Raw genomic sequence first — 26,152 nt, 5'->3', positions numbered from 1 at the left:
CATGATGGGAGTCGTGGCGACCGACTCAAGCACCCCGAGCAACGCGGGCAGTGACAGGCCCGACAAGACACGGCGTGCGCGCCGTACCCGGATGACGGGGGCCGAGCGCCGGCAGCAGTTGCTGGAGATCGGTCGCACGCTGTTCGCCGCGAAGGGGTTCGAGGGCACGTCGGTGGAGGAGATCGCGGCCAGGGCCGGGGTCTCCAAGCCGGTGGTGTACGAGCACTTCGGCGGCAAGGAGGGCCTGTACGCGGTCGTCGTGGACCGCGAGATGCGCCAGCTCCTGGACATGGTCACCAGCTCGCTGACGGCCGGGCACCCGCGTGAGCTGTGCGAGCAGGCGGCCTTCGCGCTCCTCGACTACATCGAGGAGTACACGGACGGCTTCCGCATCCTGGTCCGTGACTCCCCCATCCCGCAGTCCACGGGCTCCTTCGCCTCGCTCATCTCCGACATCGCCACGCAGGTCGAGGACATCCTGGGCCGCGAGTTCAAGGCCCGCGGCTTCGACTCCAAGCTGGCCCCGCTGTACGCGCAGGCGCTGGTCGGGATGGTCGCGCTGACCGGCCAGTGGTGGCTGGACGCCCGTAAGCCGAAGAAGGCGGAGGTCGCGGCGCACCTGGTGAACCTGGCCTGGCACGGCCTGGACGGCCTGGAGCCCAAGCCCCGCTTGATAGGGCACCGCAAGAGCTGATCCGAGAGCTCCAGCAGGTCACCGACGGGGTCGGTCCAGGGCCGCGGTCACGCGGGCTTCACCGCCACGACGAAGATCCGCCGGAACGGCAGCACCGTGCCGTGCGGTGTCGTCGGGTAGGCCTCGCGGAGCAGGTCGCGGTACGCGGCGACGAACGCGTCGCGTGCCTCCGGGTCGTCCGCGAGGGCGGTGAGGACGGGGCGCAGGCCGGTGCCCTTCACCCAGTCCAGGACCGGGTCGGCGCCCGCCAGCAGATGCAGGTACGTCGTCTCCCACGCGTCCACCGCGCAGCCGAGGTCCGCGAGCCGCTCCAGGTACGCGGCGGGCGCGAGGACCGCGTCGGCGTGCCGCAGCACGCCCGCGAGCCGGGCCCGCCATGGCGCGGTCCCGGCGAGTTCGCGCATCAGGGCGTGGCTGGGGGCCTCGAAGTTGCCGGGCACCTGGAAGGCGAGGGTGCCGCCGGGCGCGAGGGCGTCCAGGAGCCGCGGGAAGGCGTCGGCGTGCCCGGGGACCCACTGGAGCGTGGCGTTCGACGCGATCAGGTCGTACGTCTGCGGGGGCGTCCAGTGCGTCAGGTCGGCGTGCGCGAAGTCGAGGCGGCCGCCGCCGGCCGTGGGTCCGGCGTACGGCTCGGCCCTGGCCAGCATCTCGGGCGAGTTGTCGTAGCCGGTGATGTGCGCGGTGGGCCAGCGCTCGGCGAGCAGCGTCGTGACGTTGCCGGGGCCGCAGCCCAGGTCGGCGATGCGGGCCGGTTCGCGGGGCAGGGCGGGGACGCGGGCGAGCAGGTCCACGTAGGGGCGGCCGCGGTGGTCGGCGTGCCGGAGGTACTGCTGCGGGTCCCAGGTGGGCGAGGTCGTGTTCATGGGATCAGGGTCCCCACCACATATCTCGATGTCAAGAGACTTGAGATCAAGAGACTTCATGTCGACACACCCTCTACACTGATCGCCATGGAGGACGAGGTCGACCGTCTGGTCGCAGCGTGGCGCCGGGAGCGCCCCGACCTCGACGTGGAGCCCCTCGAGGTGCTCAGTCGGGTCAGCAGGCTGGCGCGTCATCTCGACCGCGCCCGCCGTCTCGCGTTCTCCGAGCACCAGTTGGAGCCGTGGGAGTTCGACGTCCTGACGTCACTGCGCCGCGCCGGGGAGCCGTATCAGCTCTCCCCCGGGCAGTTGCTGACGCAGACGCTGGTGACGTCCGGCACGATGACCAACCGCATCGACCGGCTCACCAAGAAGGGCCTCGTCGAGCGCCTCCCGGACCCCAGTGACCGCCGCGGCGTCCTGGTCCGGCTCACCGAGGAGGGCCGGGACCGCGCGGACCAGGCCCTGGCGGGTCTGCTCGCGCAGGAGCGGGCGATCCTGGCCGAGCTCTCGCGGACGCAGCGCGGCGAACTCGCGGCGCTGCTCCGCCAGTTGACGGCCCCGTTCGACAACATCCCCGGCTGACGCTCGACACAGGCCCGCGCCCCTGAAACACCGCACGACGTGCGCGTCTCAGGGGCGCGGGGAACTGCGCGACCAGCCACGACGAGACCCGCAGCCGCCCGCCCGGATCACCCCGGCGGAATCAGCTGGCGGCCTCGAGATCGACAGGCCCGACCCCCGCCCGGCGCGCGAGCGCGACCGCGGCGAGCGTCGAATGGACCCCGAGCTTCCCCAGCACGTTCTGCATATGCGTGCGCACCGTGTGCGGCGACAGGAACAGCCGCTCGGCCACGGCCTTGCGACCGAGCCCGGCCACCATGCAGCGCAGCACCTCACGCTCGCGCGGGGTCAGGGACTCGACCAGCCGCTCCGACTCGGTCCGGTGCTTGCGGGCCGCGGTCAGCTCCCGCAGCACCCCCGTCAGCAGCGCCGGCGGCAGATGCGTCTCGTCGCGCAGCACCCCCCGTATGACGGTGAGCAGGCGCGACAGGGAACAGTCCTTGGCGACCCACCCCGAGGCACCCGCCTGCAGGGCGAGTGCGGCGCGGCGCGGGTCGTCCCGCTCGGCGAGCACCACCGTGCGCACCGCGGGCTGGCCCGAACGGACGCCCGCCACCAGCGAGATGCCGTCGACGAGCCCGTCCTGCGCGGGACCGTCGGGCACGACGGTCGGCGGGCGCATGCCCTGCAGGGACGCCGCGCCCAGGTCGGCGTCGACCAGCAGCACATCGAATCTGCGCCCCTCGGCTGCCGCCCGGTCCAGGGAACGCAGGGCGGCCGGACCGCTGCCCGCGGCCGACACGTCGACGTCCGGCTCGGCGGCGAGCGCCGCGGCGAGGGACTCGGCGAAGATGCGGTGGTCGTCGACGACCAGAACCCGGATACGAACCACGTGAAAACCCCCTTCCCCACGCTCCTGAAGAGCAGGGGAGACCCCATTGTCGGGGAACAGACCAACGCGGGTACGGCGCCCGGGGTGCGGGTCATCACAGCCGCACGGCCGCCGCCGCGCCTTCACTGCTACCCCCACTCCGGGCGTCGTACCCGGCTGTCTCGCCCCCTGATCAACACCGGCCCCCACCGGTGTTGTCCCTCAGAGTAGGGCCGCGGGCCCGGAGGGGAAGGCAATTCGCAGAACTGGTTACCCGTTGGCCGACGGACGACTGTCCAGCGCGTTTATGGTGAGTCTCATGTTTCGCATTGAGACAGAAGTCGACAAAGAGCGCCGCCTTCTTCTCCGGTCACTGCTCCAGGAGACCAACACGGCGGCCTCCCCCGCACTGCGTGACCTGCGCGGCACCACGGCCGAGCGCGAAACCCCGCTGCAGGTCTGGGCGCTGGCGGAGGACGGCTCCCTGGCCGCCGGCCTGGACGCCCACACCTGGGCGACCTGGCTGCATGTGGACCTGCTCTGGGTCGACGGCCGGCACCGTGGCGCGGGCCTCGGCTCGCGGCTCCTCGCGGAGGCGGAGCGCATCGCCCGCGAGGACCACGGCTGCGTCAACTCCCGTGTGGAGACCTGGGATTTCCAGGCCCCCGGCTTCTACCGGCAGCACGGCTACGACGTGGTCGCCGTGGTGCCGGACTACCCGCCGGGGGTCAAGGAGTTCACGCTGACGAAACGGCTGAGCTGAACCGCCTGGTTCAGGACACCCGGCGGGCGCCCGGGGACGGCACCGCGGGGAACACCCGGGGCGCCGTGAACCCGGCGTCCTCGAAGGCGGCGAGGACGGACTTGGTGACCGCCTCCGCGTCGCCCGCCTCCACCAGCACCACGGCCGAGCCGCCGAAGCCGCCGCCGGTCATCCGGGCGCCGATCGCGCCGGAGGCGTTGGCCGTGGCGACGACCAGGTCCAGCTCCGGGCAGGAGATGCGCAGGTCGTCGCGGAGCGAGAGGTGGCCCTCGGTGAGGACGGGCCCGATGGCACGCACGTCCCCGGCGTCGAGCAGATCGATGACCCGCTCCACGCGGTGGTCGTCGGAGACGATGTGCCGGACGTAGCGGACGACCTTCTCGTCGACGCCCGACGTCTCCAACCTGCCGAGCGCGTCGGCCAGTTCGTCGAACGCGACGTCACGCAGGTGCGAGACGCCGAGGACGCGCGCGCCCTCCTCGCAGCCCGCGCGCCGCTCCGCGTACGCGCCGTCGCCCAGCTCGTGCTTGACGCGGGTGTCGACGACGAGGAGCTGCAGGCCGTGCTCGGTCAGGTCGAAGGGGACCTGACGGATCGACAGGTCGCGGCAGTCCAGGTGCAGTGCGTGGCCCTCGGTCGCGCAGGCGGACGCCATCTGGTCCATGACGCCGCAGGGCACGCCGACGAAGACGTTCTCGGCGCGCTGCGCGAGGACCGCCAGTTCCTGCCGGTCAAGGCCGAGTGCGAAGAGCTCGTCGAGCGCGTACGCCGTCACGACCTCCAGGGCCGCCGAGGACGACAGGCCCGCGCCGGTCGGCACCGTGGACGCGAGGTGGATGTCCGCGCCGGTGATCGCGTGGCCCGCGTCACGCAGCGCCCAGACGACGCCGGCCGGGTACGCGGCCCAGCCGCCCTGGCCGTACTTGCTGAGCGGGGTCAGCTCGTCGACGCGCAGTTCGGCGACGGGGGCGTCGATGTCGGCGGAGTGCAGCCGCAGCCGGCCGTCCTCGCGCCGGGCCACCGCGGCGACCGCGGTGTGCGGCAGCGCGAGCGGCATGACGAAGCCCTCGTTGAAGTCGGTGTACTCACCGATGAGGTTGACGCGGCCGGGGGCCGCCCACACCCCGGCGGGCTCGTACCCGTACAGATCGGCGAACTGCGCGGCGACGGACATCAGTCGGCTCCCTACCCCTGCTACTGCTGGCGCGCCTGGGCGAACGCCCAGGCGTCGGCGACGATTCCCGCGAGGTCCGCGCGGGACGGGTTCCAGCCGAGGCGCTCGCGCGCGGTGGCGGCGGAGGCCACGAGGACCGCCGGGTCGCCGCCGCGGCGCGCGGCGACGATCTCGGGGATCGGGTGGCCGGTGACCTGGCGGACGGTCTCGATGACCTCGCGGACGGAGAACCCGTTGCCGTTGCCGAGGTTGCAGATCAGGTGCTCGCCGGGCCGCGCGGCCTCGACCGCGAGGAGGTGCGCCTCGGCCAGGTCCGCGACGTGGATGTAGTCGCGGATGCAGGTGCCGTCGGGCGTCGGGTAGTCGTCGCCGAAGACGGAGATGGCCTCGCGGCGGCCCTGGGCGACCTGGAGGACGAGCGGGATGAGGTGCGACTCGGGGTCGTGCCGCTCACCGCAACTGCCGTACGCGCCCGCCACGTTGAAGTACCGAAGGGACACTGCAGCCAGTCCGTGCGCGGCCGCCTCGCCCGTGATCATGTGGTCGACGGCGAGCTTGGAGGCGCCGTAGGGGGAGGTCGGCGCGGTCGGGTCGGTCTCGGTGATCGGGGTGTCGACCGGTTCGCCGTACGTGGCGGCCGTCGACGAGAAGACGAGCTTGCCGACGCCCGCGGCGCGCATGGCGCCCAGCAGCGCCATCGTCCCGCCGACGTTGTTGTCCCAGTACTTCTCGGGCTTCACGACCGACTCGCCGACCTGCGAGAACGCGGCGAAGTGGAGCACCGCGTCGTACGAGGAGTCGAGCCATTTGGCGGCGTCGCGGATGTCGCCCTCGACGAAGGACGCCCCGGCGGGGACGCCCTCGCGGAAGCCGGTGGAGAGGTTGTCGAGGACGGTGACGTCGTGGTCCGCCTCGAGAAGGTGCTGGGCGACGACGCTGCCGACGTATCCCGCACCACCCGTGACCAGGTACTTGCCCATTACTTGCTCGCTACCTCTCGCAGTCGCTCGGCCGCGGATTCCGGCGGCACGTCATTGATGAACACGCTCATGCCGGATTCGGAACCCGCGAGGAACTTCAGCTTGCCGGAAGTGCGGCGGATGGTGAAAAGCTCGAGGTGGAGCGCGAAGTCGTCCCGGTTGACGCCCTCGAACTCCTCCAGCGAACCGAACGGGGCCTGGTGCCACGCCGCGATGTACGGCGTCGGCGGCTCACCCTCACCGAAGATCCGGTCGAAGCGCCTCAACAGTTCCAGATAAATCTTGGGGAACTCTGTGCGCGCCGCGTCGTCGAGCCCGAGCAGGTCGGGCACCTGGCGCTTGGGGTAGAGGTGCACCTCGTAGGGCCAGTGCGCCGCGTACGGCACGAAGGCCACCCAGTGCTCGCCCTCCAGGACGATCCGCGAACCGTCCGCGAACTCCTTCTCCACGACGTCCGCGAAGAGGTTGCGCCCGCCGGTCTGCTCCTTGTGCTGGGCGGCCGAGCGCAGCATGAGGGCCGTGCGCGGGGTGGTGAAGGGGTAGCCGTAGATCTGTCCGTGCGGGTGGCCGAGGGTCACGCCGATCTCCGCGCCCCGGTTCTCGAAGCAGAAGACCTGCTCGACGGAGTCCAGGTGGGACAGCTCGGCGGTGCGGTCGGTCCAGGCCTCCAGGACGAGCCCGGCCTGCTCCTCGCTGAGGTCCGCGAAGGACTTGTCGTGGTCGGAGGTGAAGCAGACGACCTCGCAGCGGCCGGAGTCGCCGGCGAGCGAGGGGAAGCGGTTCTCGAAGACCGCGACGTCGTACGAGGAGTCGGGGACCTCGCTGAGGCGCTCGCCCTCGGACGGGCACAGCGGGCACTCGTCGGCCGGCGGGTGATAGGTGCGGCCCTGGCGGTGCGAGGCGATCGCGACGGCGTCCCCGAGCAGCGGGTCGCGGCGGATCTCCGACGTGGTGACGGTGCGGTCGAGGGGGCGGCGGTCGACCGCGTCCCGGACGACGTCGTCGCGCGAGTCGTAGTAGATGAGTTCGCGCCCGTCGGCAAGCCGGGTCGACGTCTTCTTCACGTCCGATGCTCCTCGTCACACCAAACAAACAGAACCAAACACAACAAAGCATAAGGCAACAGCTGCGTCAAGAGGAACGGGCGGGAGTCGCCTGTGCGCTTTCTGTGCTGCTCCGCGGGTCTCCAGCGAGCCATCGATCACAATCAAACAAAGAACATCATGCGAAGTGTTCACTTATTGAAGTAGGAGGCGTAGGTTCCGGTCTGATTCAGTTCGCGCAACGAAGCGAGTTCCTATGCAGTCCCCCACACTGGCGTCAGCCTCGACAACCCTGGCCGAGGGGCTACGGCTGCCCACCAACGGCCTCGACTACGCGATCCTCGCGATCTACTTCGTGGTCGTCCTGGGCATCGGCTTCGCCGCCCGCCGCTCCGTGAAGACCAGCCTCGACTTCTTCCTGTCCGGGCGTTCCCTGCCCGCCTGGGTCACCGGTCTCGCGTTCGTCGCCGCGAACCTGGGCGCCACCGAGATCCTCGGCATGGCGGCCAACGGCGCGCAGTACGGCGTCTATACCGTCCACTGGTACTGGATCGGCGCCATCCCGGCCATGGTCTTCCTCGGCCTGGTCATGATGCCGTTCTACTACTCGTCCAAGGTCCGCTCGGTCCCCGAGTTCCTGCTGCACCGGTTCGGCCCGTCCTCGCACCTGCTGTCCTCGATCATCTTCGCCGTCTCGTCGGTGCTGATCGCGGGCGTCAACCTGTACGCGATGGCGCTGGTGCTCCAGGCGCTGCTCGGCTGGCCCCAGTGGCTCGCGATCGTCATCGCCGGCCTGTTCGTCCTCGCGTACATCACGATCGGCGGCCTGTCGTCCGCGATCTACAACGAGGTCCTGCAGTTCTTCGTGATCCTCGCCGCGCTGATCCCGCTGACGATCGTCGGCCTCAAGCGCGTCGGCGGCTGGGACGGCATCTCCGACTCGCTGTCGCAGTCGCACGGCGGCTCGTTCATGACCGCGTGGGAAGGCACGGGCATCGGCTCGTCGAACCCGCTCGGCGCGAACTGGCTCACCATCGTCCTCGGCCTCGGCTTCGTGATGAGCTTCGGCTACTGGACGACGAACTTCGCCGAGGTGCAGCGCGCCCTGTCCGCGAAGAACCTCTCCGCCGCCAAGCGCACCCCGCTGATCGCCGCGTTCCCGAAGATCCTCATCCCGATGGTCGTCGTGATCCCGGGCCTGATCGCCCTGGTGATGGAGCCCTCGCTCGGCAAGTCCAAGGACGGCCTGCAGTACAACGACGCCATCCCGGTCCTGATGCGCGACCTGCTCCCCAACGGTGTCCTGGGCGTCGCGGTGACCGGTCTGCTGGCGGCGTTCATGGCCGGTATGGCGGCCAACATCTCGTCGTTCAACACGGTGTTCACCAACGACATCTGGGCCGCGTACATCAAGAAGGGCCAGAGCGACAAGTACTACCTGTCGACCGGCCGCGTGGTCACCGCCGTCGGCGTGTTCATCGGCATGGGCACCGCGTTCATCGCGGGCAGCTTCAGCAACATCATGAACTACCTGCAGACGCTGTTCTCCTTCTTCAACGTCCCGCTGTTCGTGGTGTTCATCATCGGCATGTTCTGGAAGCGCACCACGGCCGCGGCCGGCTTCTGGGGCCTGCTGTCCGGCACCGTGGCCGCCATGGTCAACTACTTCTGGTTCTACAAGCAGGGCGTCATCTCGATCCCCTCGGACCAGGGCGCCAACTTCGTCTCCTCGATCGTCGCCTTCGTGGTCGGCGCGGTCGTGATGTTCGTGGTCACGATGTTCACCAAGTCCAAGCCCGCCGAGGAACTGGCCGGTCTCGTGTACGGCACCAAGTCGCCGGGCATGGAAGAGCCGCCGGCCGAGGGTGACGACGCCTGGTACCGCAAGCCGGCCCTGCTGGGCTGGGGCGCGATCGTCCTCGCCGTCATCTGCTACATCCCGTTCTCCTTCTGAGGCCCGAGGTACACGACATGAGCGACCACACGAACCAGCACGTGGACGAGGTGAAGGAGCTGGAGGCCAAGTCGGCGACGGCGGCCCGCCTCTTCGACGTGCGCCGCATCATCGGCGGACTCTTCGTGGTGTACGGGATCATCGTCACGATCGCGGGCATCACGGCGTCCGACGCCGACCTCAAGAAGGCCCAGGACATCAACATCAACCTGTGGACCGGCATCGGCATGCTGATCCTCGGAGTGTTCTTCCTGGTCTGGCTGAAGCTGCGCCCGACGGCGCCGCCCACACCGCCCCTTCCGGACGAGTCCGAGTAACGCGCGACGGACCGGCCGGGGCCGGAATCCAGCACCTGCGGGCGCTGGGTTCCGGCCCTTTCCCGTCGCAGGCCCTTGTCGCACGGCCCGTCACCTGCCGTGCCGCAACGCAGAAGTCCCGCCCCGCTGATGCGGGACGGGACTTCGAGTGGAGCGCCGGGCAGGCCTTGCACCTGCATTTCCCCGCAGGAAGCGGGGCGTCTTTCCTTGGACCACCAACGCAACGACGCTTGCTCCGAGTTGGAGTGCCGCGTGCAAGATCGACTATAGCTCAGGATTCCGGATCGGTCGACTCCGCGGGCGGATTGACCGGCCCGGCCCGGTCGAGGAGACCGGTGCGCGCCGCGAGCGCCGCCGCTTCCAGGCGGGATCCGACGCCCAGCTTCATCAGCACCCGCTGCACATGGGTGCGTGCCGTGCTCGGCGCGATGCCCATGCCCGCCGCGATCAGCCGGGTGTCCTCGCCGTCCGCGACCCGGACCAGGACCTCCACCTCGCGCGGGGTGAGCATCTGCAGCAGCCGCTGCCCCTCGTCGTCCGGCTGCGCCGCGGGGTTCAGCAACTCGCTGAAGGCGCCCTGCAACAGGGCCGGGGCCACCGCCGCCTCGCCCGCCCGCGCCTTCATCAGGGCCCGCTCGACGCCCTCGATGCGCTCGTCATGACGGACGTAACCGGAGGCGCCGGCCGCGAAGGCCGCCGCGATCCCGCGCGGGGAGGGAACCGGCCCGAGGACCACCACCGCCACTTGCGGACGCTCGCGCTTGATCCGGACCACCGGGTCGAAGGTGCCCGGCTCGGCCGGTGTCGCCGTGCCGATGAGGCAGACCTCCGGCGCCCGGGAGATGACCAGTTCGGCGGCGCCCGCGGCGGGCGCGGCCGCGGCGAGCACGCGGTGCCCGCGCAGCTTCAGGGCCGAGGCAAGCGCCTCCGCCAGCAATCGGTGGTCGTCGACCACCATGAGCCGCACACCCATTGAGCCAACCCCCCAAATCGCCCCAGGAACCTCCATGGACTCCCGGGCCCCCCAGGTACAGGCGAGCCCCCCGACTCCCCGTCCTCCTTCATCCCCCGGAAGCTACACGCTTGTTCGACGTTGCGCGCCCCCTACCGGTGAGAAGCGGCCCCGAATGCTGAAATCCCCGCCTTTCAGACGTGATGGGGCACCGGGGCGCACAACGGCGCCGGCCCCGCGCCCCCTGTGCGGGGTGCGGGGCCGGAACGTACGGGCGGCAGGCCTCGTCGGCTACTTCGTGACGAAGCCGACGGCCGTGTAGGACTTCTCGTCGGCCGAGTACGGCGGGCTGATGAGGCCCTTGCCGAAGTACAGCCGGCCGTTGGAGTAGCGCAGTTCGGAGCTGGAGTTGCCCGGGACCATGCTGCTGATCGCGCTCTTGACCGACTGCGTGGCCGGGGTCTCCAGCAGCGTCGTCTGCTTCATCCCCTCGGGGGCGATGGTGACGATCTGGCTGCCCTTGTCGTACGGGCCGTCCTTGTAGGCGAGGATGTTCCCGCCGTCCATGCGGAACGGGAAGATCTCGTAGTCGCCGCCGTCGGCCCGGTCGCCCGTGGAGCGGCCCGTCTTCAGGTCGAACGAGACGATCTCGTTGGTCATCCCGAGGTCGCCGCCCGCGTCGTGCTGACGGGTGGCCAGGTAGACGCGGCCGTTGCCGACGACGACCTTCGAGCAGCCCTCGGTCATGCCGACCTCGCAGTCGAAGTCGTACTTCTCGTCGTCGATGGCGATCTTCGTGACGAGCTTGCCCTTGGCGTCGAGCGAGAAGATGTCGGTGATGGTGCCCGCCGCGTTGTCACCCGTGCCGACGCCGAAGACCACCGGATCGGTGGACAGGACCTTGGCGTTGGTGACGCCGGTGGCGAGCTTGTACGTCCACTGCGGGCGGCCGCTCTTCGGGTCCAGCAGCTGGACCTCGTACTTCTCGCTGCCGTAGTCGCCGCACTTGCGGACCGCGACCAGCTGCTCGCCGCCGTGGTAGCCGACGTCCTCGCAGGTGCCGGTCTGCGGCTGCCAGAGGATCTTGCCCGACGCGATGTCGAAGGCGGCGCCGCCGCGCAGGCCGCCGCCGACCGCCAGCGTGTCGCCGGAGAAGGAGAGTTCCTCGAAGGTCCGGGCCTGGGACCCGGAGCCGATGGACTTCGTCCAGAGCTTCTTGCCGGTGTTCACGTCGAAGACCGTGACCTGGCTGCACGTCTGGTGGCTGCCGTCCTTGGGCCGCTTGGCGTCCTCGGTGACGACGGCGGCCCGGGCGTCCTTGGTGACATCCGCCGTCGCGCCGCAGGTCTGGCCGGGCAGCGGCAGCGTCCAGTTCTTCTGGCCGTTCGCCGGGTCGTAGCCGACGATCTCGTTGACGCCCGCCTTGGCGTACGTCTTGTCGGTCAGCCAGGAGCCCTTGACGCTGTCGACGTTGTCCTTGGCGACCTTCGGCGCGGGCAGCTGGAAGGCGATGCTCGCGGCGGTGGTGGCCGGGACCTTCTCCTGGCCGTCGCCGCCGAAGCCGGAGCCGTCCTTGCCGTTGCCGCCGCCCTTCTTGCCGTCGGCGGAGGTCTTCTTGTCGTCCTTGCCGTCGTCGGAGGAGCTCGCGTAGAAGATGCCGCCGCCGACGATCAGGGCGATGACCACGACGGCCGCGGTGACGATCCACACGATCGGCGACGGCTTCTTGCCGCCAGCGCCGCCGGGTGCGGCCATCGGCGTGGTGGGCGGCTGCGGGTACCCGTACTGCTGCTGGCCGTACTGCTGCTGCCCATAGGGCTGCTGCCCGAACTGCTGCTGCCCGTGCGGCTGTTGGCCGTACGCGGGCGTGGGCGGCTGCTGCGGCTGCTGCTGGCCCGGGTAGCCGTAGCCCGGAGCGCCCTGCGGGGGCGGGGGCGGCGTCTGCGGATAGCCGTAGCCGGGGGCGTCCTGCGGCGGGGGCGGCGGCGGGGCGCCGAAGCCGCCGGGCGGAGGCGGCGTGGGCGCGCCGAAACCGCCGGCGGGCGGCTCGGCCGGAGCGGCGGGAGCAGCGGGCGGCTCGGCCGGAGCGGCGGGGGTCGCCGGGGACTCCGGCTTCTTGCTGAACGCGTCCTGCGGGGGCTCGTTCGGCGGCTGGGGAGGCTGGGGCGGCTGGGTCATGGCGTGGGTACCTCGGGGGCCTGAGGAAGGGGACGGGAGGGGGGAGCGGTGCGCGACGTCAGTCGCCGTAGGCCAGCATCAGTTTCTGCTGGCCCTTGGCGCTGCCGGACAGGTTGGTGACGGAGAGGTAGAAGCGCCCGTCGGCCCAGGCGATGTCCTTCGAGTAGAAGCCGCTCTCGATCTCGGCCGTGCCCTCCGGGTTCTGCAGCAGCGTCTTCGGCGTGTGCGAGCCCGAGACCGGGATGGACAGCACGCGTCCCGCGGCGCCGCCGTACGACGCCTCCATGTACGTGACGACGGCGCCGTTCTCGACCGTGATCGGCACCAGCGACTGGTCCTGTGGCGACTTGACCCGCCAGCGCTCCTTGCCGCTGGTGAGGCTGATCGCGACGACCTCGTTCGCCCCGCCGGTCTTGCCCTTCGTCGGCATGTAGAGCGTGGAGGCGTCCACGGTCACGCCCTCGCAGCCGTTCAGGTTCCGGGAGAGGAAGGAGAAGGTGGAGCCGCAGCCGGTGTCGAGGCCGTCGACGCCGACCTCGGACTGCACGGAGCTGCTGTTGTTCTTGAAGGAGGCGATGTTGTACTTCTTGTCGTCCTCGTTGGTGCTGTACACGACCAACGGGCTGACGGAGTACACGTTCGAGATCGACCAGTCCTTGGGGAACTTCTTCGTCCACAGGGCCTTGCCGGTCTGCGGGTCGAGCTGGCGCAGCTCCTCGTGCGCGTTGTCGCCGCCCGCTCCGCAGGACGCCACCGAGAGCAGCTTGTCCTTGTTGCCGGTGTACGCCTTGGGGAAGCAGTCGGAGCCGTACTGCTCGACGACGTACTTCTTCTTCGTGCCGGTCTTGGCGTCCAGGGCGAGGCCCGACATCTGGCGGCCGACCATCAGGGTGTCGCCGCCGACGTAGGTGAGCGAGATGCTGGAGCCGGTGCCGTCGAAGAAGTCGTCCTTGTCCTCGCGCTCGGCGATCTTCGCCGTCCAGCCCTTCGCGCCGGTGGCCAGGTCGATCTCCTGGATCTGGTTGCAGTGGGCGCGGGAGCTGGTGCCGCTCATGTACGCGACGACGATCTTGCCGGCGTCGGACGGCTGCTTCGTCACGGAGCAGATCTTCTGGGGCAGCTTGATCGCGGGCCAGCTGACCTTGCCGTCCGCGACGTCGTACCCCAGGACCTCCTTGTACGCGGCCTTCACCGCGACCTTGCCGGTGATCCACATGCCGGGGGCGTCGGCGCCGTCGCTGCTGACCTTGGGGGCCGTCTTGTACCAGAGGACCTTCGCCTCGCCGTCCTGGCGGCCCGCGTTGAGGTCCTCCTCGCCGGCGTGGCCGTCGCCCTGCCCGTCGCCCGGGTTGACCGGGGCGGACGCGGTGGCCTTGGGGTCCTTGTTCTTCTTGTCGGCGGTGTCCTTCTTGTCGTCGCCGTCGTCGCCGCCGACCACGGCGAACACGACACCGCCCGCGACGACCAGCAGGGCGACCGCCGCCGCGGCGATCACCCAGGTCTTCCCCTTGATGCCGCCGCCGCCCGGCGGGGCCGGCGGCTGCTGCGGCGGGTGGCCGTACGGCGGCTGCTGCCCGTAGGGCCCGGGCTGCTGGGCGTACGGGCCCGGCTGCTGGGGGTAGCCGTAGGGGCCGGGCTGCTGGGGCGGCTGGCCGTAGGGGCCGGGCTGCTGCGGCTGACCGTACGGGCCCGGCTGCTGGTACGGACCGGGCTGCTGCTGGGGGTATCCGTAACCGGGCTGCGGCGCCGGGGGCGTCTGCGGCGGAGCGGCCGGCGGGGGCGTCTGCGGCGCAGGCGGGGTCCCGGCCGGCTCCTGGCTCGGCGACGCCTGCGGATCCTGTGGTGCTCCGAAGCCGCCGGACGGCGGCTGGCTGGGCGGCTGAGTCATCAGCGCTCCCCCCTCTTCACTGCTGATGTACCGGCACGCCTGGGTGTTTTCCGGACGTTCTCAAGTCGGTCACAGGGTGCGCTCAGGCCGCCCCCAGCGGCCCTTTCTATCACTCTGCACACACATGCACAGGGCCGGTCCGCCCCCTGTTCCCAAGGGAGGACCGGCCCGTGATGCGTCCGTTACGCGCCTTGCACGCGCCCTTCACGCATCGTCGGCGAGTTCCAGCCAGCGCATCTCCAACTCCTCGCGCTCGGCGACGAGTTCACGCAGCTGGGCGTCCAGCTTGGCCACTTTTTCGAAGTCTGTGGCGTTATCGGCGATCTGGGTGTGCAGCGTGGACTCCTTGCCGGAGATCTTGTCCATCTGCCGCTCGATCTTCTGCAGTTCCTTCTTGGCGGCGCGGGCGTCCGCGGCGGACGGGCCGGACTTCGCCTCCTGCACCGGGGCGGGCGCCGGGGCGGCGGCCTCGATCATCCGCTGCCTGCGCTCCAGGTACTCCTCGATGCCGCGCGGCAGCATCCGCAGGGTGCCGTCGCCGAGCAGCGCGAAGGTGTTGTCGGTGGTGCGCTCGATGAAGAACCGGTCGTGGGAGATGACCACCATGGAGCCGGGCCACCCGTCGAGCAGGTCCTCCAGCTGCGTCAGGGTCTCGATGTCGAGGTCGTTCGTGGGCTCGTCGAGGAAGAGCACGTTCGGCTCGTCCATGAGCAGGCGCAGCAGCTGGAGCCGGCGGCGCTCACCGCCGGAGAGATCACCGACCGGCGTCCACTGCTTCTCCTTGCCGAACCCGAACTGCTCGCACAGCTGGCCCGCGGTCATCTCCCGGCCCTTGCCGAGGTCGACGCGGTCGCGGATCTGCTGCACGGCCTCCAGGACCCGCAGCGTGCCCGGCAGTTCGGTCACGTCCTGGGAGAGGTACGCGAGCCGGACGGTCTTGCCGACGACGATCTTCCCGGCGGCGGGCTGCTCGTCGCCCTGGGTGCGGGCGGCGTCGGCGAGGGCGCGCAGCAGGGACGTCTTGCCCGCTCCGTTCACCCCGACCAGGCCGATGCGGTCGCCGGGGCCGAGCTGCCAGGTCAGATGCTTGAGCAGCACCTTCGGCCCGGCCTGGACGGTCACGTCCTCCAGGTCGAAGACGGTCTTGCCGAGCCGGGCGTTCGCGAACTTCATCAGCTCGCTCTTGTCGCGCGGCGGCGGCACGTCCGCGATCAGTTCGTTGGCGGCCTCGATGCGGTAGCGCGGCTTGGAGGTGCGGGCGGGGGCGCCGCGGCGCAGCCAGGCCAGCTCCTTGCGCATCAGGTTCTGCCGCTTGGCCTCCTCGGTCGCGGCGATCCGCTCCCGCTCGGCGCGGGCGAACACGTAGTCCGAGTAGCCGCCCTCGTACTCGTAGACGTCGCCCTTCTGCACGTCCCACATGCGGGTGCAGACCTGGTCGAGGAACCAGCGGTCGTGGGTGACGCAGACGAGCGCGGAGCGCCGGGCCTGGAGGTGGCGGGCGAGCCAGGAGATGCCCTCGACGTCCAGGTGGTTGGTCGGCTCGTCGAGGACGATCAGGTCCGGGTCGCCGATGAGCAGCTGGGCAAGCGCGATACGGCGCCGCTCGCCGCCGGAGAGCGGACCGATCACGGTGTCCAGGCCCTGCGGGAAGCCCGGCATGTCGAGCCCGCCGAACAGGCCGGTCAGCACGTCGCGGATCTTGGCGTTGCCCGCCCACTCGTGGTCGGCGAGGTCGCCGATCACCTCGTGCCGGACGGTCGCCGCCGGGTCGAGCGAGTCGTGCTGCGTGAGCACGCCCAGGCGCAGGCCGCCGCTGTGCGTGACGCGGCCGCTGTCGGACTCCTCCAGCTTGGCGAGCATCCGGATCAGGGTCGTCTTCCCGTCCCCGTTGCGCCCGACCACGCCGATCCGGTCGCCTTCGGACACGCCGAGGGAGACGCCGTCGAGCAGGGCACGGGTGCCGTAGACCTTCGTGACGTTCTCGACGTTGACCAGATTGACTGCCATTTCGCTCCTGCCAGGGGGACTGCGCGGGGCCCTCCGGGGGTGGGCCGGCTTTCAAGCGTAGTCGGGGTCGTGGGGTGGCCATCGCGCCGTGGGGGTCAGGTGGTTCGGCGGGTGCGGGTGGAGTGCGGCCGGTCGCGCAGTTCCCCGCGCCCCCGAAGGCGGCGGCGCGAGACCCGACGGACCAGCGGGGCGACCTCCCGGGGACGCACGACGCGGCCCTGGCCCGCGCCCAGCGACGGCGGGGGCAGCGGGTGGCCGCGCAGCACCATCGCCGCGTGGAGCCCGACAAGGGCGACCGTGCCGAGCGGGAGTGCCGCCCGGCGCACTTGGCGGCGACGGCGTCCGGAGGTCTTCATGGGGCCAGCGTGCCGCGCCGGACGGGCTCCCCGGCAGCGTGTGCGTACTCAGCCCGGGCTGAGTAGGCGCACCTGAAGCGTCAGAGCAGCGTCGCGCCGGGCGCCGGGGAGGACGCCACGCGGACGCTGCGGCACGTGCCGGACGCGGCCAGGGAGGCGGCGACCCGCCGGGCCCCCGCCTCGTCCGCCGCGAGGAACGCGGTCGTCGGCCCGGAGCCGGAGACGAGCGCGGCCAGCGCGCCCGCCGTCGTGCCCGCGTCGAGCGTGGCCTTCAGGGCGGGGAAGAGGGAGAGGGCCGCGGGCTGCAGGTCGTTGGTGACGGTCGCGGCGAGGGCCGTCGCGTCGCCGGTGCGCAGGGCCTCCAGCAGGGCGGGGGACGCGACGGGGTCGGGGGCGCTGGGGCTCAGCCGGTCGAACTCCCGGTACACGGCGGGCGTGGACAGACCGCCGTCCGCGGCCGCGAACACCCACCAGAACTGGCCGCCCACGTCGAGGAGTTCGAGCTTCTCGCCGCGCCCGGTGCCGAGCGCCGCCCCGCCGACCAGGCTGAACGGCACGTCGCTGCCCAGCTCGGCGCAGATGTCGAGGAGTTCCTCGCGCGAGGCGCCGGTCCCCCACAGGGCGTCGCAGGCGACCAGGGCGCCCGCCGCGTCCGCGGAGCCGCCCGCCATGCCGCCGGCGACGGGGATGTCCTTGGCGATGTGGATGCGGACCTTCGGGTCCCCGAGGCCGTGCCGTGCGGCCAGCGCGATCGCCGCGCGGGCCGCCAGGTTCGTCCGGTCCAGGGGGACCTGATCGCTGCCCGGGCCCGTGCAGGTGAGGTCGAGGGAGTCCGCGGGCTCCACCGTCACCTCGTCGTACAGGCCCACGGCGAGAAAGACGTTGGCCAGGTCGTGGAAGCCGTCGGGGCGGGCGGCGCCCACCGCGAGCTGGACATTGACCTTGGCCGGTACGCGTACGGTCACCGACGTCACTGCTGTGTGTCCTCCGGGGTCGTGGCTTCCGGGATCCTGGCCTCCGCGATCCGCGCGAACTCCTCCACCGTCAGCGCCTCGCCGCGGGCCTGCGGCGAGACTCCGGCCGCGACCAGGGCCGCTTCGGCCGCGGCGGCCGATCCGGCCCAGCCGGCGAGCGCGGCGCGCAGCGTCTTGCGGCGCTGGGCGAACGCGGCGTCGACGACCGCGAAGACCTCTTCCTTGGACGCGGTGGTGGCGATCGGTTCGCTGCGGCGGACCAGCGAGACGAGGCCGCTGTCGACGTTCGGCGCGGGCCAGAAGACGTTGCGGCCGATGGAGCCGGCCCGCTTGACCTCGGCGTACCAGTTGGCCTTCACGGACGGCACGCCGTAGACCCGCGAGCCGGGCCCCGCGGCGAGCCGGTCGGCGACCTCCGCCTGGACCATGACGAGGGTGCGCTCGATGGTCGGGAAGGTGTCGAGCATGTGCAGCAGGACCGGCACCGCGACGTTGTACGGGAGGTTCGCGACCAGGGCCGTCGGGTCCGGGCCCGGCAGCTCGGTCACCTGCATCGCGTCGCAGTTGACCAGGCCGAAGGCGTCCTTCTTGGCCGGGATACGGGCCGCGACGGTGGCGGGCAGCGCGGCGGCGAGCACGTCGTCGATCTCGACGGCCGTCACGTGCCGGGCCACGTCGAGCAGCGCCAGGGTGAGCGAGCCGAGGCCCGGGCCGACCTCGACGACCACGTCGTCCTCGGTGACCTCCGCGGTGCGGACGATCCGGCGGACCGTGTTGGCGTCGATGACGAAGTTCTGGCCGCGCTGCTTGGTGGGGCGTACGCCGAGGACGGCGGCCAGTTCGCGGATGTCGGCCGCGCCGAGGAGGGGGCCTTGGGGGTCAGTGGTGCTCACCGTTCAAGAGTACGGGGCGCCTTCGCCCCCGGGTCACCCGTGCAGGCGCGGCCCGCAGTGCGGCCAGGGGCTCGCGCCGCGGCGCACGTACAGCTTCTTCGCGCGGTACGTCTGCTCCGCGGCCGGGGCGTCCTGGGGGCGGCCGGAGCCGCCGAGGCTCTGCCAGGTCCCGGTGTCGAACTGGTAGAGGCCGCCGTAGGTGCCGGTGGCGTCGGTCGCGCCCGGGCGGCCGCCGGACTCGCAGGCGGCCAGCGAGGACCAGTTCAGGGAGTCGGCGCCGGCGACGGACGTGGGCATCGGCTTCGTGCCGACCCTGATCAGCTGGGTGCGCGGCTCGCGCACCACCTCGGCCTTGACGCGGCGCGGCTTCTGCTTGACGCCGTTGACGGTGCGCAGCGCGTACGTGACCCGCCGCATGCCGGGTTCGCCGGCCCGGGTGACGACCTCGGTGCCCTGGAACAGGGACGCGTCCCGGGTGCGTTCGGTGGCGAACGGGATGGACTCCTCGCGGGTCTCCTTCGTGCCGGTCACCCGCATCACCGTGATCGTCTGCCCGTCGCGCGGGAAGCTGTCGAGCGGGACGGACGTGGTGTCCTGGCCGCGCAGCGTGAGCCCGGCCTCGTCGACGGCCTCGCGCACGGTCGCGGCGTTCGTGCGCAGGGTGCGGCGGTGCCCGTCGGCCATGACCGTGACGCTGCGCTCGGTGCGCACGTCGAGCTCCAGGCCGTGCCGCTCGATGCGCTGGGAGCGGGACGTGGAGACGTAGGCGCCCTCGCCCCGCACCCCGAGCTGTCTGAGCGCCCCGTCGACGGTGCGGGCGGTCGTCCACACCTGGCGGCGGCGGCCGTCGAGGGTGAGGCGGACGGGTCGGCCGTAGCGGACGGCGACCTCGTCGCCGCTGGCCAGGGCGGCGTGCCGGCCGGGCGCCACGACGTCGTGGGCGCCGACGTCGACGCCCTCGTCGGCGAGGAGTTCGGTGACGTCGTCGGCGAAGGTGTGCAGGGTGCGTTCCTTGCCGTCGACGCTGAGGTGGATGGCCTTGTCGTTGGCGACGAACGCGGAGGTGCCGCCCGCGAGGAACGCGACGACGAGGGCCTGCGGCAGCAGCCGGCGCAGCGCCTCGGGCCGCTGCTCGGACTTCTTGCGGCGGGCGGCGCGGCGGGCGGCGGCCCGGCCGCCGGGCTCGGCGGGGCCGCCGCGGCGGTCCTGGACGGCGGGCGTCTGGCGCGGCAGCCGGGGTTCGGTGTCGGCCGCGGCGTGCTCGCGGACGGCGGTCGAGGCCTGCTCGTACGCGGGCCGGTACGTGTCGTGCGCGTCACCGGCGCTCTCGTACGGGCCCTGCGGGGAGGGCTCGTACGGTGCGCCTCCGGCGTACGGCCGGTACGTCCCGTACGTGTCCTCGTACGTGTCCTCGTACGTCTCGTACGGCGAATTGCTCACGACGACGCTCCAGGCGCTCCAGGGGTCCGGTCCCCGGGCGGGGGCGGATCGGGCGAGCAGAACCTAGCGGAGCGCCCGTCACTCTCCAAAGCAGCACGACTACTCAGTGTCGCGACTCTGCCCGAAGGTGAGCGGGTTCGACCGTTATGGGTCAGTAACCAAAAGCGCGGGCCGTATTGGCCGAGACCGATGTCGCGAGGGCTTCCTCGGTGACGTCCTTGACCGCCGCCATGGCGCGCAGCGTGATCGGAATGAGATACGGGGCGTTAGGCCGACCGCGGTACGGGGCCGGGGTCAGGAAGGGCGCGTCGGTCTCCACGAGGACCAGTTCGAGCGGGGCGACGGCGAGGGCGTCGCGCAGCGGCTGGGCGTTCTTGAACGTGACGTTGCCCGCGAACGACATGAAGTAGCCGTTCTGTGCGCAGACTTGGGCCATCTCGGCGTCGCCGGAGTAGCAGTGGAAGACGGTGCGCTCGGGGGCGCCTTCCTCCTTCAGGACGCGTAGCACATCGCTGTGGGCCTCGCGGTCGTGGATGACCAGCGCCTTGCCGTGCCGCTTGGCGATCTCGATGTGGGCGCGGAAGGAGCGCTCCTGGGCGGCCTTGCCCTCGGGGCCGGTGCGGAAGTGGTCGAGGCCGGTCTCGCCGACGCCCTTGACGTGCGCCAGCGCGGCGAGCCGGTCGATCTCGGCGAGCGCCTCGTCGAGCCCGGCGTCGCCGAGCGGCTCGCGGGCGCCCTGCCGGGACCATCCGTCGGGGTCGCCGTGCACGATGCGGGGCGCCTCGTTCGGGTGCAGGGCGACGGTCGCGTGCACCTGCGGGTGGGCCTCGGCGGTCTCGGCCGCCCAGCGCGAGCCGGCGAGGTCGCAGCCCACCTGCACCACGGTCGTCACGCCCACCGACGCCGCCTTGGCGAGGCCCTCCTCGACGGTGCCCGCCTGCATGTCCAGGTGGGTGTGCGAGTCGGCGACCTCCACCGCGAGCGGTGCGGGCAGCGGCGGCGGGGTGACGTCCTTGGAACGCTCGGGGCTCATGACCCCGATCCTACGAAGCCGCGCTCACGCCTCCTTCTTGTGGTGGCCGAAGGGGTGCAGCAGGTCGGACAGGTGCCAGTGGTGGTGTCGCGGCTCCGGGCCGTCCCCGCCCTCGCCGGCCTCGGAGCCGGTGCGGGGCGTCGCGCGCCGCTGGTGGAAGGCCGCGAGGGCCGAGGAGACCGACGACACCTGCCCCGCCCGCATGATCCGCACGACGTTGCCGCCGCAGTTCAGGCAGGTGGGCCGGGTCAGGGGCGACGGCACGTGCTCACCGTCCGCCACGTACATCACGAACTCCGCACCGTCACCGTCGACGTGGTGCTCTATCTCGTACGACTGCTCCCAGCCGTGCCCGCACCGCATGCAGGCGAACGAATACGACTCGTGGGCGATGGATATCGCCGCGCTGCGATTCGGAAGCGGGGGCGCCTGCGCACCGGTGGCCGTCTTGGAGACCGCGAACTCGCTCATGCCAGCTCCTCTTGTCCGCTGGACAAGCGCTGCCCGGAGGCAGCGTGGGGACGGGTGCGTCCCTTCAACCAGTGGACGCCTCCGCCGGGCCGAGCGCAAAAGACCTGTCGACTGTTGGAGCCGATTTGGCATTTCCCTGTCGAAATGGCCGCGGCACCCGGTCTTCGCTTTGCTTTTCAGGTTAGTCCTTTACGCGCCTATGGGGTGCTCCGGGCCGCATTCTTTGCCGCCACCACCGCATCGAAGACCTCCCGCTTGGGTAGCCCGGCATCGGCGGCGACGGCGGCGATCGCCTCCTTGCGCCGCTCCCCCGCCTCCTCGCGCACCCGCACCCTGCGCACCAGCTCGTCGGGGGTGATGTTCTCGGCCGATTTCGCCGGGGCGCCCTCGACGACGACGGTGATCTCGCCCCGGACGCCCTCGGCGGCCCACTCGGCGAGTTCCGCCAGCGGCCCGCGCTTCACTTCCTCGTACGTCTTGGTCAGCTCCCGGCACACGGCGGCCCGGCGCGACGCGCCGAACGCCTCGGTCATCGCGGCGAGGGTGTCGTCCAGGCGGTGCGGGGCCTCGAAGTAGACGAGGGTGCGGCGCTCGTCCGCGACCTCCTTCAGACGGCTCAGGCGCTCGCCGGCCTTGCGCGGCAGGAACCCCTCGAAGCAGAACCGGTCGACGGGCAGCCCGGACAGCGCCAGCGCGGTGAGCACGGCGGACGGGCCCGGGACGGCGGTGACCCGGATGTCCTGCTCGACCGCGGCGGCGACCAGCCGGTACCCCGGGTCGGAGACGGACGGCATGCCGGCGTCGGTCACGAGCAGCACGCGCGCGCCGCCGGTCAGCGCCTCGACCAGCTCCGGGGTGCGGGCGGCCTCGTTGCCCTCGAAGTACGACACGACGCGCCCGCCGACGTGCACGCCGAGCGCCTGCGCGAGCCGCTTCATGCGCCGGGTGTCCTCGGCGGCGACGACATCGGCGACGGCCAGCTCCTGGGCGAGCCGGGGCGGCGCGTCGGAGATGGCGCCGATGGGCGTACCGGCGAGCACGAGCGTTCCGGCGGACTGGGGGGAATCAGGGCTTCCTGTCACGGATCCATCCTCGCAGGGACGCGTGTCCGGCCGAGTCGGGCCCGCACACGGGACTCGCACAGCGCGGTTCCCTACGATGGCGCGGTGACAAGTACCGCGTCGTCGTCCCACCCGACCCCGACCAGCGCCCCGCCCGAGCAGGCCCCCGCCGGGGAGCGGCAGCCGTCGTCGTGGCTGCGCGGCCTGCGCCGGTTCGGGTACCGGCCGCCGCAGGACAGAAGCGGTGACGTGGGCACGCGTCTCGTGCCGCCGTATCCCGCGCCGTCCTCGCGGCTGTGGGCGTCGTTCGGCCTGGGCCGGTTCACCGCCGAACAGGCGAACCGGATCCTCGGCTGGGCCGGCCCGCTGCTCGTCACGCTCGTCGCCGGTGTGCTGCGCTTCTGGAATCTCGGCAGCCCGAAGGCCGTGATATTCGACGAGACGTATTACGCCAAGGACGCGTGGGCGCTCATCCACCGCGGATACGAGGTGAATTGGGCCAAGAACGCCAATGACCTGATCCTGGAGAAGAACGGCCACGTCGCGATTCCGACGGACGCGTCGTATGTCGTGCATCCGCCGGTCGGCAAGTACGTCATCGGGATCGGCGAGTGGCTTTTCGGCTTCAACCCGTTCGGCTGGCGGTTCATGACGGCGGTCCTGGGGACGCTGTGCGTGCTCATGGTGTGCCGGATCGGGCGGCGGCTGTTCCGCTCCACGTTCCTCGGCTGCCTGGCCGGGGCGCTGCTCATGGTGGACGGCCTCGCGTTCGTGATGAGCCGCACCGCGCTGCTCGACTCGGTGCTCGTCTTCTTCGTCCTGGCGGCCTTCTGCTGCCTGGTCGTGGACCGGGACAGGGCCCGCGAGCGGCTGGCGGCGGCGCTCCCGGTCGACGAGCACGGCCTGGTCCGCCCCGACGCGCACATCGCGGACACGCTGCGGCTCGGGTGGCGCCCGTGGCGGCTGCTGGCGGGGCTATGCCTCGGCCTCGCGGCCGGCACGAAGTGGAACGGCTTCATCTATCTGGCCGCGTTCGCGCTCATGTCGGTCCTGTGGGACGTCGGTTCGCGGCGCGTGGCGGGGGCGCGGCGCCCGTACCTGGCGGTCCTGAAGCGGGACGTCCTGCCGGCCTTCGTGTCGACGGTGCCGGTCGCGGTCGGCACGTACGTGCTGTCGTGGCTGGGCTGGATCCTCTCCCCCTCCGACGGCACGGGCGGCTACTTCCGCAACTGGGCGGCGACCGCGGGCAAGGGCGGCCACTTCACGCTGCTGCCGGACTGGGTGCGCAGCCTGTGGCACTACGAGCACGAGGTCTGGGTCTTCAACACCAACCTCAGCTCCCCGCACACCTACCAGTCCAACCCGTGGAGCTGGATGGTCGACGGCCGCCCGGTCTCGTACTTCTACGAGTCCCCGTCGGCGGGCCGGGAGGGCTGCCCGGCGGACGCGGCCGACAAGTGCGCCCGCGAGGTGCTCGCCCTCGGCACCCCGCTGCTGTGGTGGGCGGCCTGTCTCGCGCTCCTGTTCGTCCTGTGGCGCTGGTTCTTCAAGCGCGACTGGCGGGCGGGCGCGATCGTCTGCGGCGTCGTGGCGGGCTATCTTCCCTGGTTCAACTACCAGGAGCGGACGATCTTCTACTTCTACGCGGTCGTCTTCGCGCCGTTCCTCTGCCTGGCGCTGGCGATGATGCTGGGCGCGATCGTCGGACGCCCCGGATCGTCCGAGCGGCGGCGGGTGGTCGGCGCGGCGGGCGCGGGTGTGCTGGTCCTGCTGATCACCTGGAACTTCGTCTACTTCTGGCCGATCTACACGGGCCACGCCATCCCGATCGACTCCTGGCGGTCGCGGATGTGGCTGGACACCTGGGTCTAGCCGGGCTCATCGACGGACCGGGGTGCATTCGGCCGGATTTGTGATCTCTCTTCGGACACCTTCGGGCACCATCTGGAAAACTCCCCTCACCCGGCGCTCCTGACATGCCTACAGTCCCTTCCGTCAACCTGGGGAGGGGCGCACATGCGCAAGGGGGCCAAGGTCGCCATCGTCGGCGGGGTGTTCGCCGTCATGGTGGGCGGTGCCGGATACGGGGCCTACAACATCGTCTCGGCGGTGTCGGGCGACGGCTCGTCACTGTCGGGGTCGAACGCGGAGCACCGCAGAACCGGTCCGCCGTCGGCCGGCGAGGTCAAGGAGGCGTCGGCGAAGTTCCTGGCGGCCTGGGCGAAGAACGACGCGGCGGGGGCGGCGTCGTACACGAACTACGCGAGCGCCGCGCGGACCGCGCTGGCCGGCTGGCACGACGAGGCGCACATCACGCGCACCGTCCTGACGGCGGGCACCCCGAGCGGCAGCAAGGTCCCGTTCAAGGTCAAGGCCACGGTCCGGTTCGGTGAGGCCAGTAGGACCCTCTCCTACGACTCGTCGCTGACGGTCGTGCGCGGCGACACCACCGGCCGGGCCCTGGTCCGCTGGCGGCCGTCCGTGCTGCACCCGGACCTGAAGGAGGGCGACGAGCTCGTCACGGGCGAGTCGGCGGTGCCGCCGATCGAGGCCGTGGACCGCGCCGGGACCGTCCTGACGGTGAAGAAGTACCCCTCGCTCGGGCCTGTCCTGGAGACGCTGCGCTCCCGGTACGGGGACGAGGCGGGCGGCTCGCCGGGCATCGAGACGTTCATCAGGCGTGAGGGCGCCGACGGCCCCACGACCGCGAAGACGCTGCTCACGCTCGCCAAGGGCAAGCCGGGCAGGCTGCAGACGACGATCAGCGCGAGCGCCCAGGCGGCGGCCGAGCAGTCGGTGACGAAGTTCTCCAAGTCGGCCATGGTGGCGGTCAGACCGTCCACGGGCGAGGTGCTCGCGGTCGCGAACCACGGGTACGGCGACTGGAACGCGGCGTTCGAGGCCAAGGTGGCCCCCGGCTCCACGATGAAGATCATCACCGCCGCGGCGCTCATCGACAACGGTGTCACGTCGATGAACCGGGCGGCGCCCTGCCCCGCCTCGAAGGTCGCGCTGAGCCAGACCTTCCACAACCTCACCGGCATGCCGCCCAACGAGGGCGCGACACTGGCCGACAGCTTCGCCCGCTCCTGCAACACCGCCTTCATCGGTCTCTCCGACGACCTCGGTCCGGACCGGTTCGCGGCCGAGGCGCAGAACCGGTTCGGCCTCGGCAAGGACTGGCAGACCGGGATCGTCTCGTACGACGGCTCCGTACCGGTCACCGAGGACTCGGACGGCCCGGCCGGGATGATCGGCCAGGGCAAGGTGACGATGAACCCGTTGAACATGGCGTCGGTGACGGCGACCGCGATCACCGGTGCGTTCCGGCAGCCGGTCCTCGTCGCGCCGAAGCTCGGCAACCGGCAACTGGCCACCGCCCAGGGCCTGCCGTCCTCGACCGTGGCCCAGCTGAAGCAGATGATGCGGCTGACCGCGACCTCGTCCATCGGCACCGCCACGCGCGCCATGTCCGGTCTCACGGGTGACTTCGGGGCGAAGACCGGGTCGGCGGAGGTCGACGGCCAGGCGGTGTCCAACTCCTGGTTCACCGGCTACCGCGGCGATGTCGCGGCCGCCGCGATGGTCGAGGGCGGCGGCCACGGCGGCGACGCGGCCGGCCCGATCGTGGCGTCCGTGTTGCGCGCCGGATCGTAACGAAACCGCAGGGCCCTGT

General features: G+C 71.3%; 23 protein-coding genes. 7 read left to right on the top strand and 16 right to left on the bottom strand.

Translation table 11 applies throughout. The annotated features are described in order from the left end of the window. Position 1 precedes the first annotated feature (1 nt). On the top strand, positions 2-694 hold the full coding sequence (locus ACVHNB_RS03075; protein WP_428952972.1) for a TetR/AcrR family transcriptional regulator: 693 nt from the start codon (positions 2-4) through the stop codon (positions 692-694). A gap of 47 nt (positions 695-741) precedes the next feature. Here ACVHNB_RS03075 and ACVHNB_RS03070 read toward each other — a convergent pair whose 3' ends face one another. Then, positions 742-1,557, bottom strand: a complete 816-nt coding sequence (locus ACVHNB_RS03070) for a trans-aconitate 2-methyltransferase (RefSeq protein WP_456227363.1) — start codon at positions 1,555-1,557, stop codon at positions 742-744. Between the two features lie 87 nt (positions 1,558-1,644). Here ACVHNB_RS03070 and tamR point away from each other — a divergent pair, with 87 nt between their 5' ends. Then, complete coding sequence (gene tamR, locus ACVHNB_RS03065; protein WP_428952974.1) at positions 1,645-2,142, top strand: MarR family transcriptional regulator TamR; 498 nt, start codon at positions 1,645-1,647, stop codon at positions 2,140-2,142. A 121-nt stretch (positions 2,143-2,263) separates the two neighbouring features. Here tamR and ACVHNB_RS03060 read toward each other — a convergent pair whose 3' ends face one another. After that, positions 2,264-3,013, bottom strand: a complete 750-nt coding sequence (locus ACVHNB_RS03060) for a LuxR C-terminal-related transcriptional regulator (RefSeq protein ID WP_428952975.1) — start codon at positions 3,011-3,013, stop codon at positions 2,264-2,266. A 286-nt stretch (positions 3,014-3,299) separates the two neighbouring features. Here ACVHNB_RS03060 and ACVHNB_RS03055 point away from each other — a divergent pair, with 286 nt between their 5' ends. Further along, positions 3,300-3,755 (top strand): GNAT family N-acetyltransferase, encoded by a 456-nt coding sequence (locus tag ACVHNB_RS03055; protein WP_428952976.1) that lies wholly within the window; start codon positions 3,300-3,302, stop codon positions 3,753-3,755. A 10-nt stretch (positions 3,756-3,765) separates the two neighbouring features. Here the strand turns inward: ACVHNB_RS03055 and galK are convergent, their stop codons facing one another. Genes galK through galT form a run of 3 tightly spaced genes read right to left on the bottom strand, consistent with a single transcriptional unit; the run spans position 3,766 to position 6,973 of the window. After that, entirely contained in the window at positions 3,766-4,929 is a 1,164-nt protein-coding gene (gene galK / locus ACVHNB_RS03050) for a galactokinase (RefSeq protein ID WP_456227362.1), read from the bottom strand. 20 nt (positions 4,930-4,949) lie between these two features. Next, entirely contained in the window at positions 4,950-5,909 is a 960-nt protein-coding gene (gene galE / locus ACVHNB_RS03045; protein ID WP_428952978.1) for a UDP-glucose 4-epimerase GalE, read from the bottom strand. Next, the gene (gene galT, locus ACVHNB_RS03040; protein WP_456227361.1) at positions 5,909-6,973 is read right to left on the bottom strand and encodes a galactose-1-phosphate uridylyltransferase; all 1,065 of its coding nucleotides are present in this window, start codon (positions 6,971-6,973) and stop codon (positions 5,909-5,911) included. The genes galE and galT overlap by 1 nt, the downstream gene beginning before the upstream one ends. A 235-nt stretch (positions 6,974-7,208) precedes the next feature. Here galT and ACVHNB_RS03035 point away from each other — a divergent pair, with 235 nt between their 5' ends. Beyond that, on the top strand, positions 7,209-8,906 hold the full coding sequence (locus ACVHNB_RS03035; protein ID WP_428952980.1) for a sodium:solute symporter family protein: 1,698 nt from the start codon (positions 7,209-7,211) through the stop codon (positions 8,904-8,906). A 17-nt stretch (positions 8,907-8,923) separates the two neighbouring features. Then, complete coding sequence (locus ACVHNB_RS03030) at positions 8,924-9,223, top strand: hypothetical protein (protein WP_428952981.1); 300 nt, start codon at positions 8,924-8,926, stop codon at positions 9,221-9,223. A gap of 271 nt (positions 9,224-9,494) precedes the next feature. On the opposite strand, the gene ACVHNB_RS03025 is transcribed toward ACVHNB_RS03030, so the two are convergent. The 11 genes from ACVHNB_RS03025 to rsmI form a co-directional block, all read right to left on the bottom strand. Continuing rightward, positions 9,495-10,196: a helix-turn-helix transcriptional regulator gene (locus ACVHNB_RS03025; RefSeq protein WP_428952982.1), complete on the bottom strand. Its 702-nt coding sequence runs from the start codon at positions 10,194-10,196 to the stop codon at positions 9,495-9,497. 270 nt (positions 10,197-10,466) lie between these two features. Then, positions 10,467-12,353 carry an outer membrane protein assembly factor BamB family protein gene (locus tag ACVHNB_RS03020; protein ID WP_456227360.1) on the bottom strand — a complete coding sequence of 629 codons (1,887 nt, stop codon included), beginning with the start codon at positions 12,351-12,353 and terminating at the stop codon, positions 10,467-10,469. A 58-nt stretch (positions 12,354-12,411) separates the two neighbouring features. Continuing rightward, positions 12,412-14,241, bottom strand: a complete 1,830-nt coding sequence (locus tag ACVHNB_RS03015; protein WP_428952984.1) for an outer membrane protein assembly factor BamB family protein — start codon at positions 14,239-14,241, stop codon at positions 12,412-12,414. Positions 14,242-14,445: 204 nt separating this feature from the next. Next, positions 14,446-16,248 (bottom strand): ABC-F family ATP-binding cassette domain-containing protein, encoded by a 1,803-nt coding sequence (locus ACVHNB_RS03010; protein WP_428952985.1) that lies wholly within the window; start codon positions 16,246-16,248, stop codon positions 14,446-14,448. Positions 16,249-16,343: 95 nt separating this feature from the next. Then, positions 16,344-16,604 (bottom strand): hypothetical protein, encoded by a 261-nt coding sequence (locus ACVHNB_RS03005; RefSeq protein WP_428952986.1) that lies wholly within the window; start codon positions 16,602-16,604, stop codon positions 16,344-16,346. Between the two features lie 80 nt (positions 16,605-16,684). Continuing rightward, complete coding sequence (locus ACVHNB_RS03000; RefSeq protein ID WP_456227359.1) at positions 16,685-17,578, bottom strand: 4-(cytidine 5'-diphospho)-2-C-methyl-D-erythritol kinase; 894 nt, start codon at positions 17,576-17,578, stop codon at positions 16,685-16,687. Then, complete coding sequence (rsmA, locus tag ACVHNB_RS02995; RefSeq protein WP_428952988.1) at positions 17,575-18,471, bottom strand: 16S rRNA (adenine(1518)-N(6)/adenine(1519)-N(6))-dimethyltransferase RsmA; 897 nt, start codon at positions 18,469-18,471, stop codon at positions 17,575-17,577. The genes ACVHNB_RS03000 and rsmA overlap by 4 nt, the downstream gene beginning before the upstream one ends. Before the next feature lie 33 nt (positions 18,472-18,504). After that, positions 18,505-19,911, bottom strand: a complete 1,407-nt coding sequence (locus ACVHNB_RS02990; RefSeq protein ID WP_428952989.1) for a ubiquitin-like domain-containing protein — start codon at positions 19,909-19,911, stop codon at positions 18,505-18,507. A 151-nt stretch (positions 19,912-20,062) separates the two neighbouring features. Further along, positions 20,063-20,944: a TatD family hydrolase gene (locus tag ACVHNB_RS02985; RefSeq protein ID WP_428952990.1), complete on the bottom strand. Its 882-nt coding sequence runs from the start codon at positions 20,942-20,944 to the stop codon at positions 20,063-20,065. A 24-nt stretch (positions 20,945-20,968) separates the two neighbouring features. Continuing rightward, the gene (locus ACVHNB_RS02980) at positions 20,969-21,415 is read right to left on the bottom strand and encodes a hypothetical protein (protein WP_456227358.1); all 447 of its coding nucleotides are present in this window, start codon (positions 21,413-21,415) and stop codon (positions 20,969-20,971) included. A gap of 197 nt (positions 21,416-21,612) precedes the next feature. Then, positions 21,613-22,497 carry a 16S rRNA (cytidine(1402)-2'-O)-methyltransferase gene (gene rsmI / locus ACVHNB_RS02975; protein ID WP_428952992.1) on the bottom strand — a complete coding sequence of 295 codons (885 nt, stop codon included), beginning with the start codon at positions 22,495-22,497 and terminating at the stop codon, positions 21,613-21,615. Between the two features lie 84 nt (positions 22,498-22,581). Here rsmI and ACVHNB_RS02970 point away from each other — a divergent pair, with 84 nt between their 5' ends. Continuing rightward, positions 22,582-24,348, top strand: coding sequence for a dolichyl-phosphate-mannose--protein mannosyltransferase (locus tag ACVHNB_RS02970; RefSeq protein WP_428952993.1), 1,767 nt, complete (start codon positions 22,582-22,584; stop codon positions 24,346-24,348). 144 nt (positions 24,349-24,492) lie between these two features. Further along, complete coding sequence (locus ACVHNB_RS02965) at positions 24,493-26,133, top strand: penicillin-binding transpeptidase domain-containing protein (RefSeq protein WP_456227357.1); 1,641 nt, start codon at positions 24,493-24,495, stop codon at positions 26,131-26,133. Positions 26,134-26,152: the final 19 nt, after the last annotated feature.

It is taken from the genome of Streptomyces sp. YJ-C3 (genome assembly GCF_053891275.1).
The sequence above is the reverse complement of the archived record's forward strand: the minus strand, read 5'-3'. Positions and strand labels throughout refer to the sequence as shown.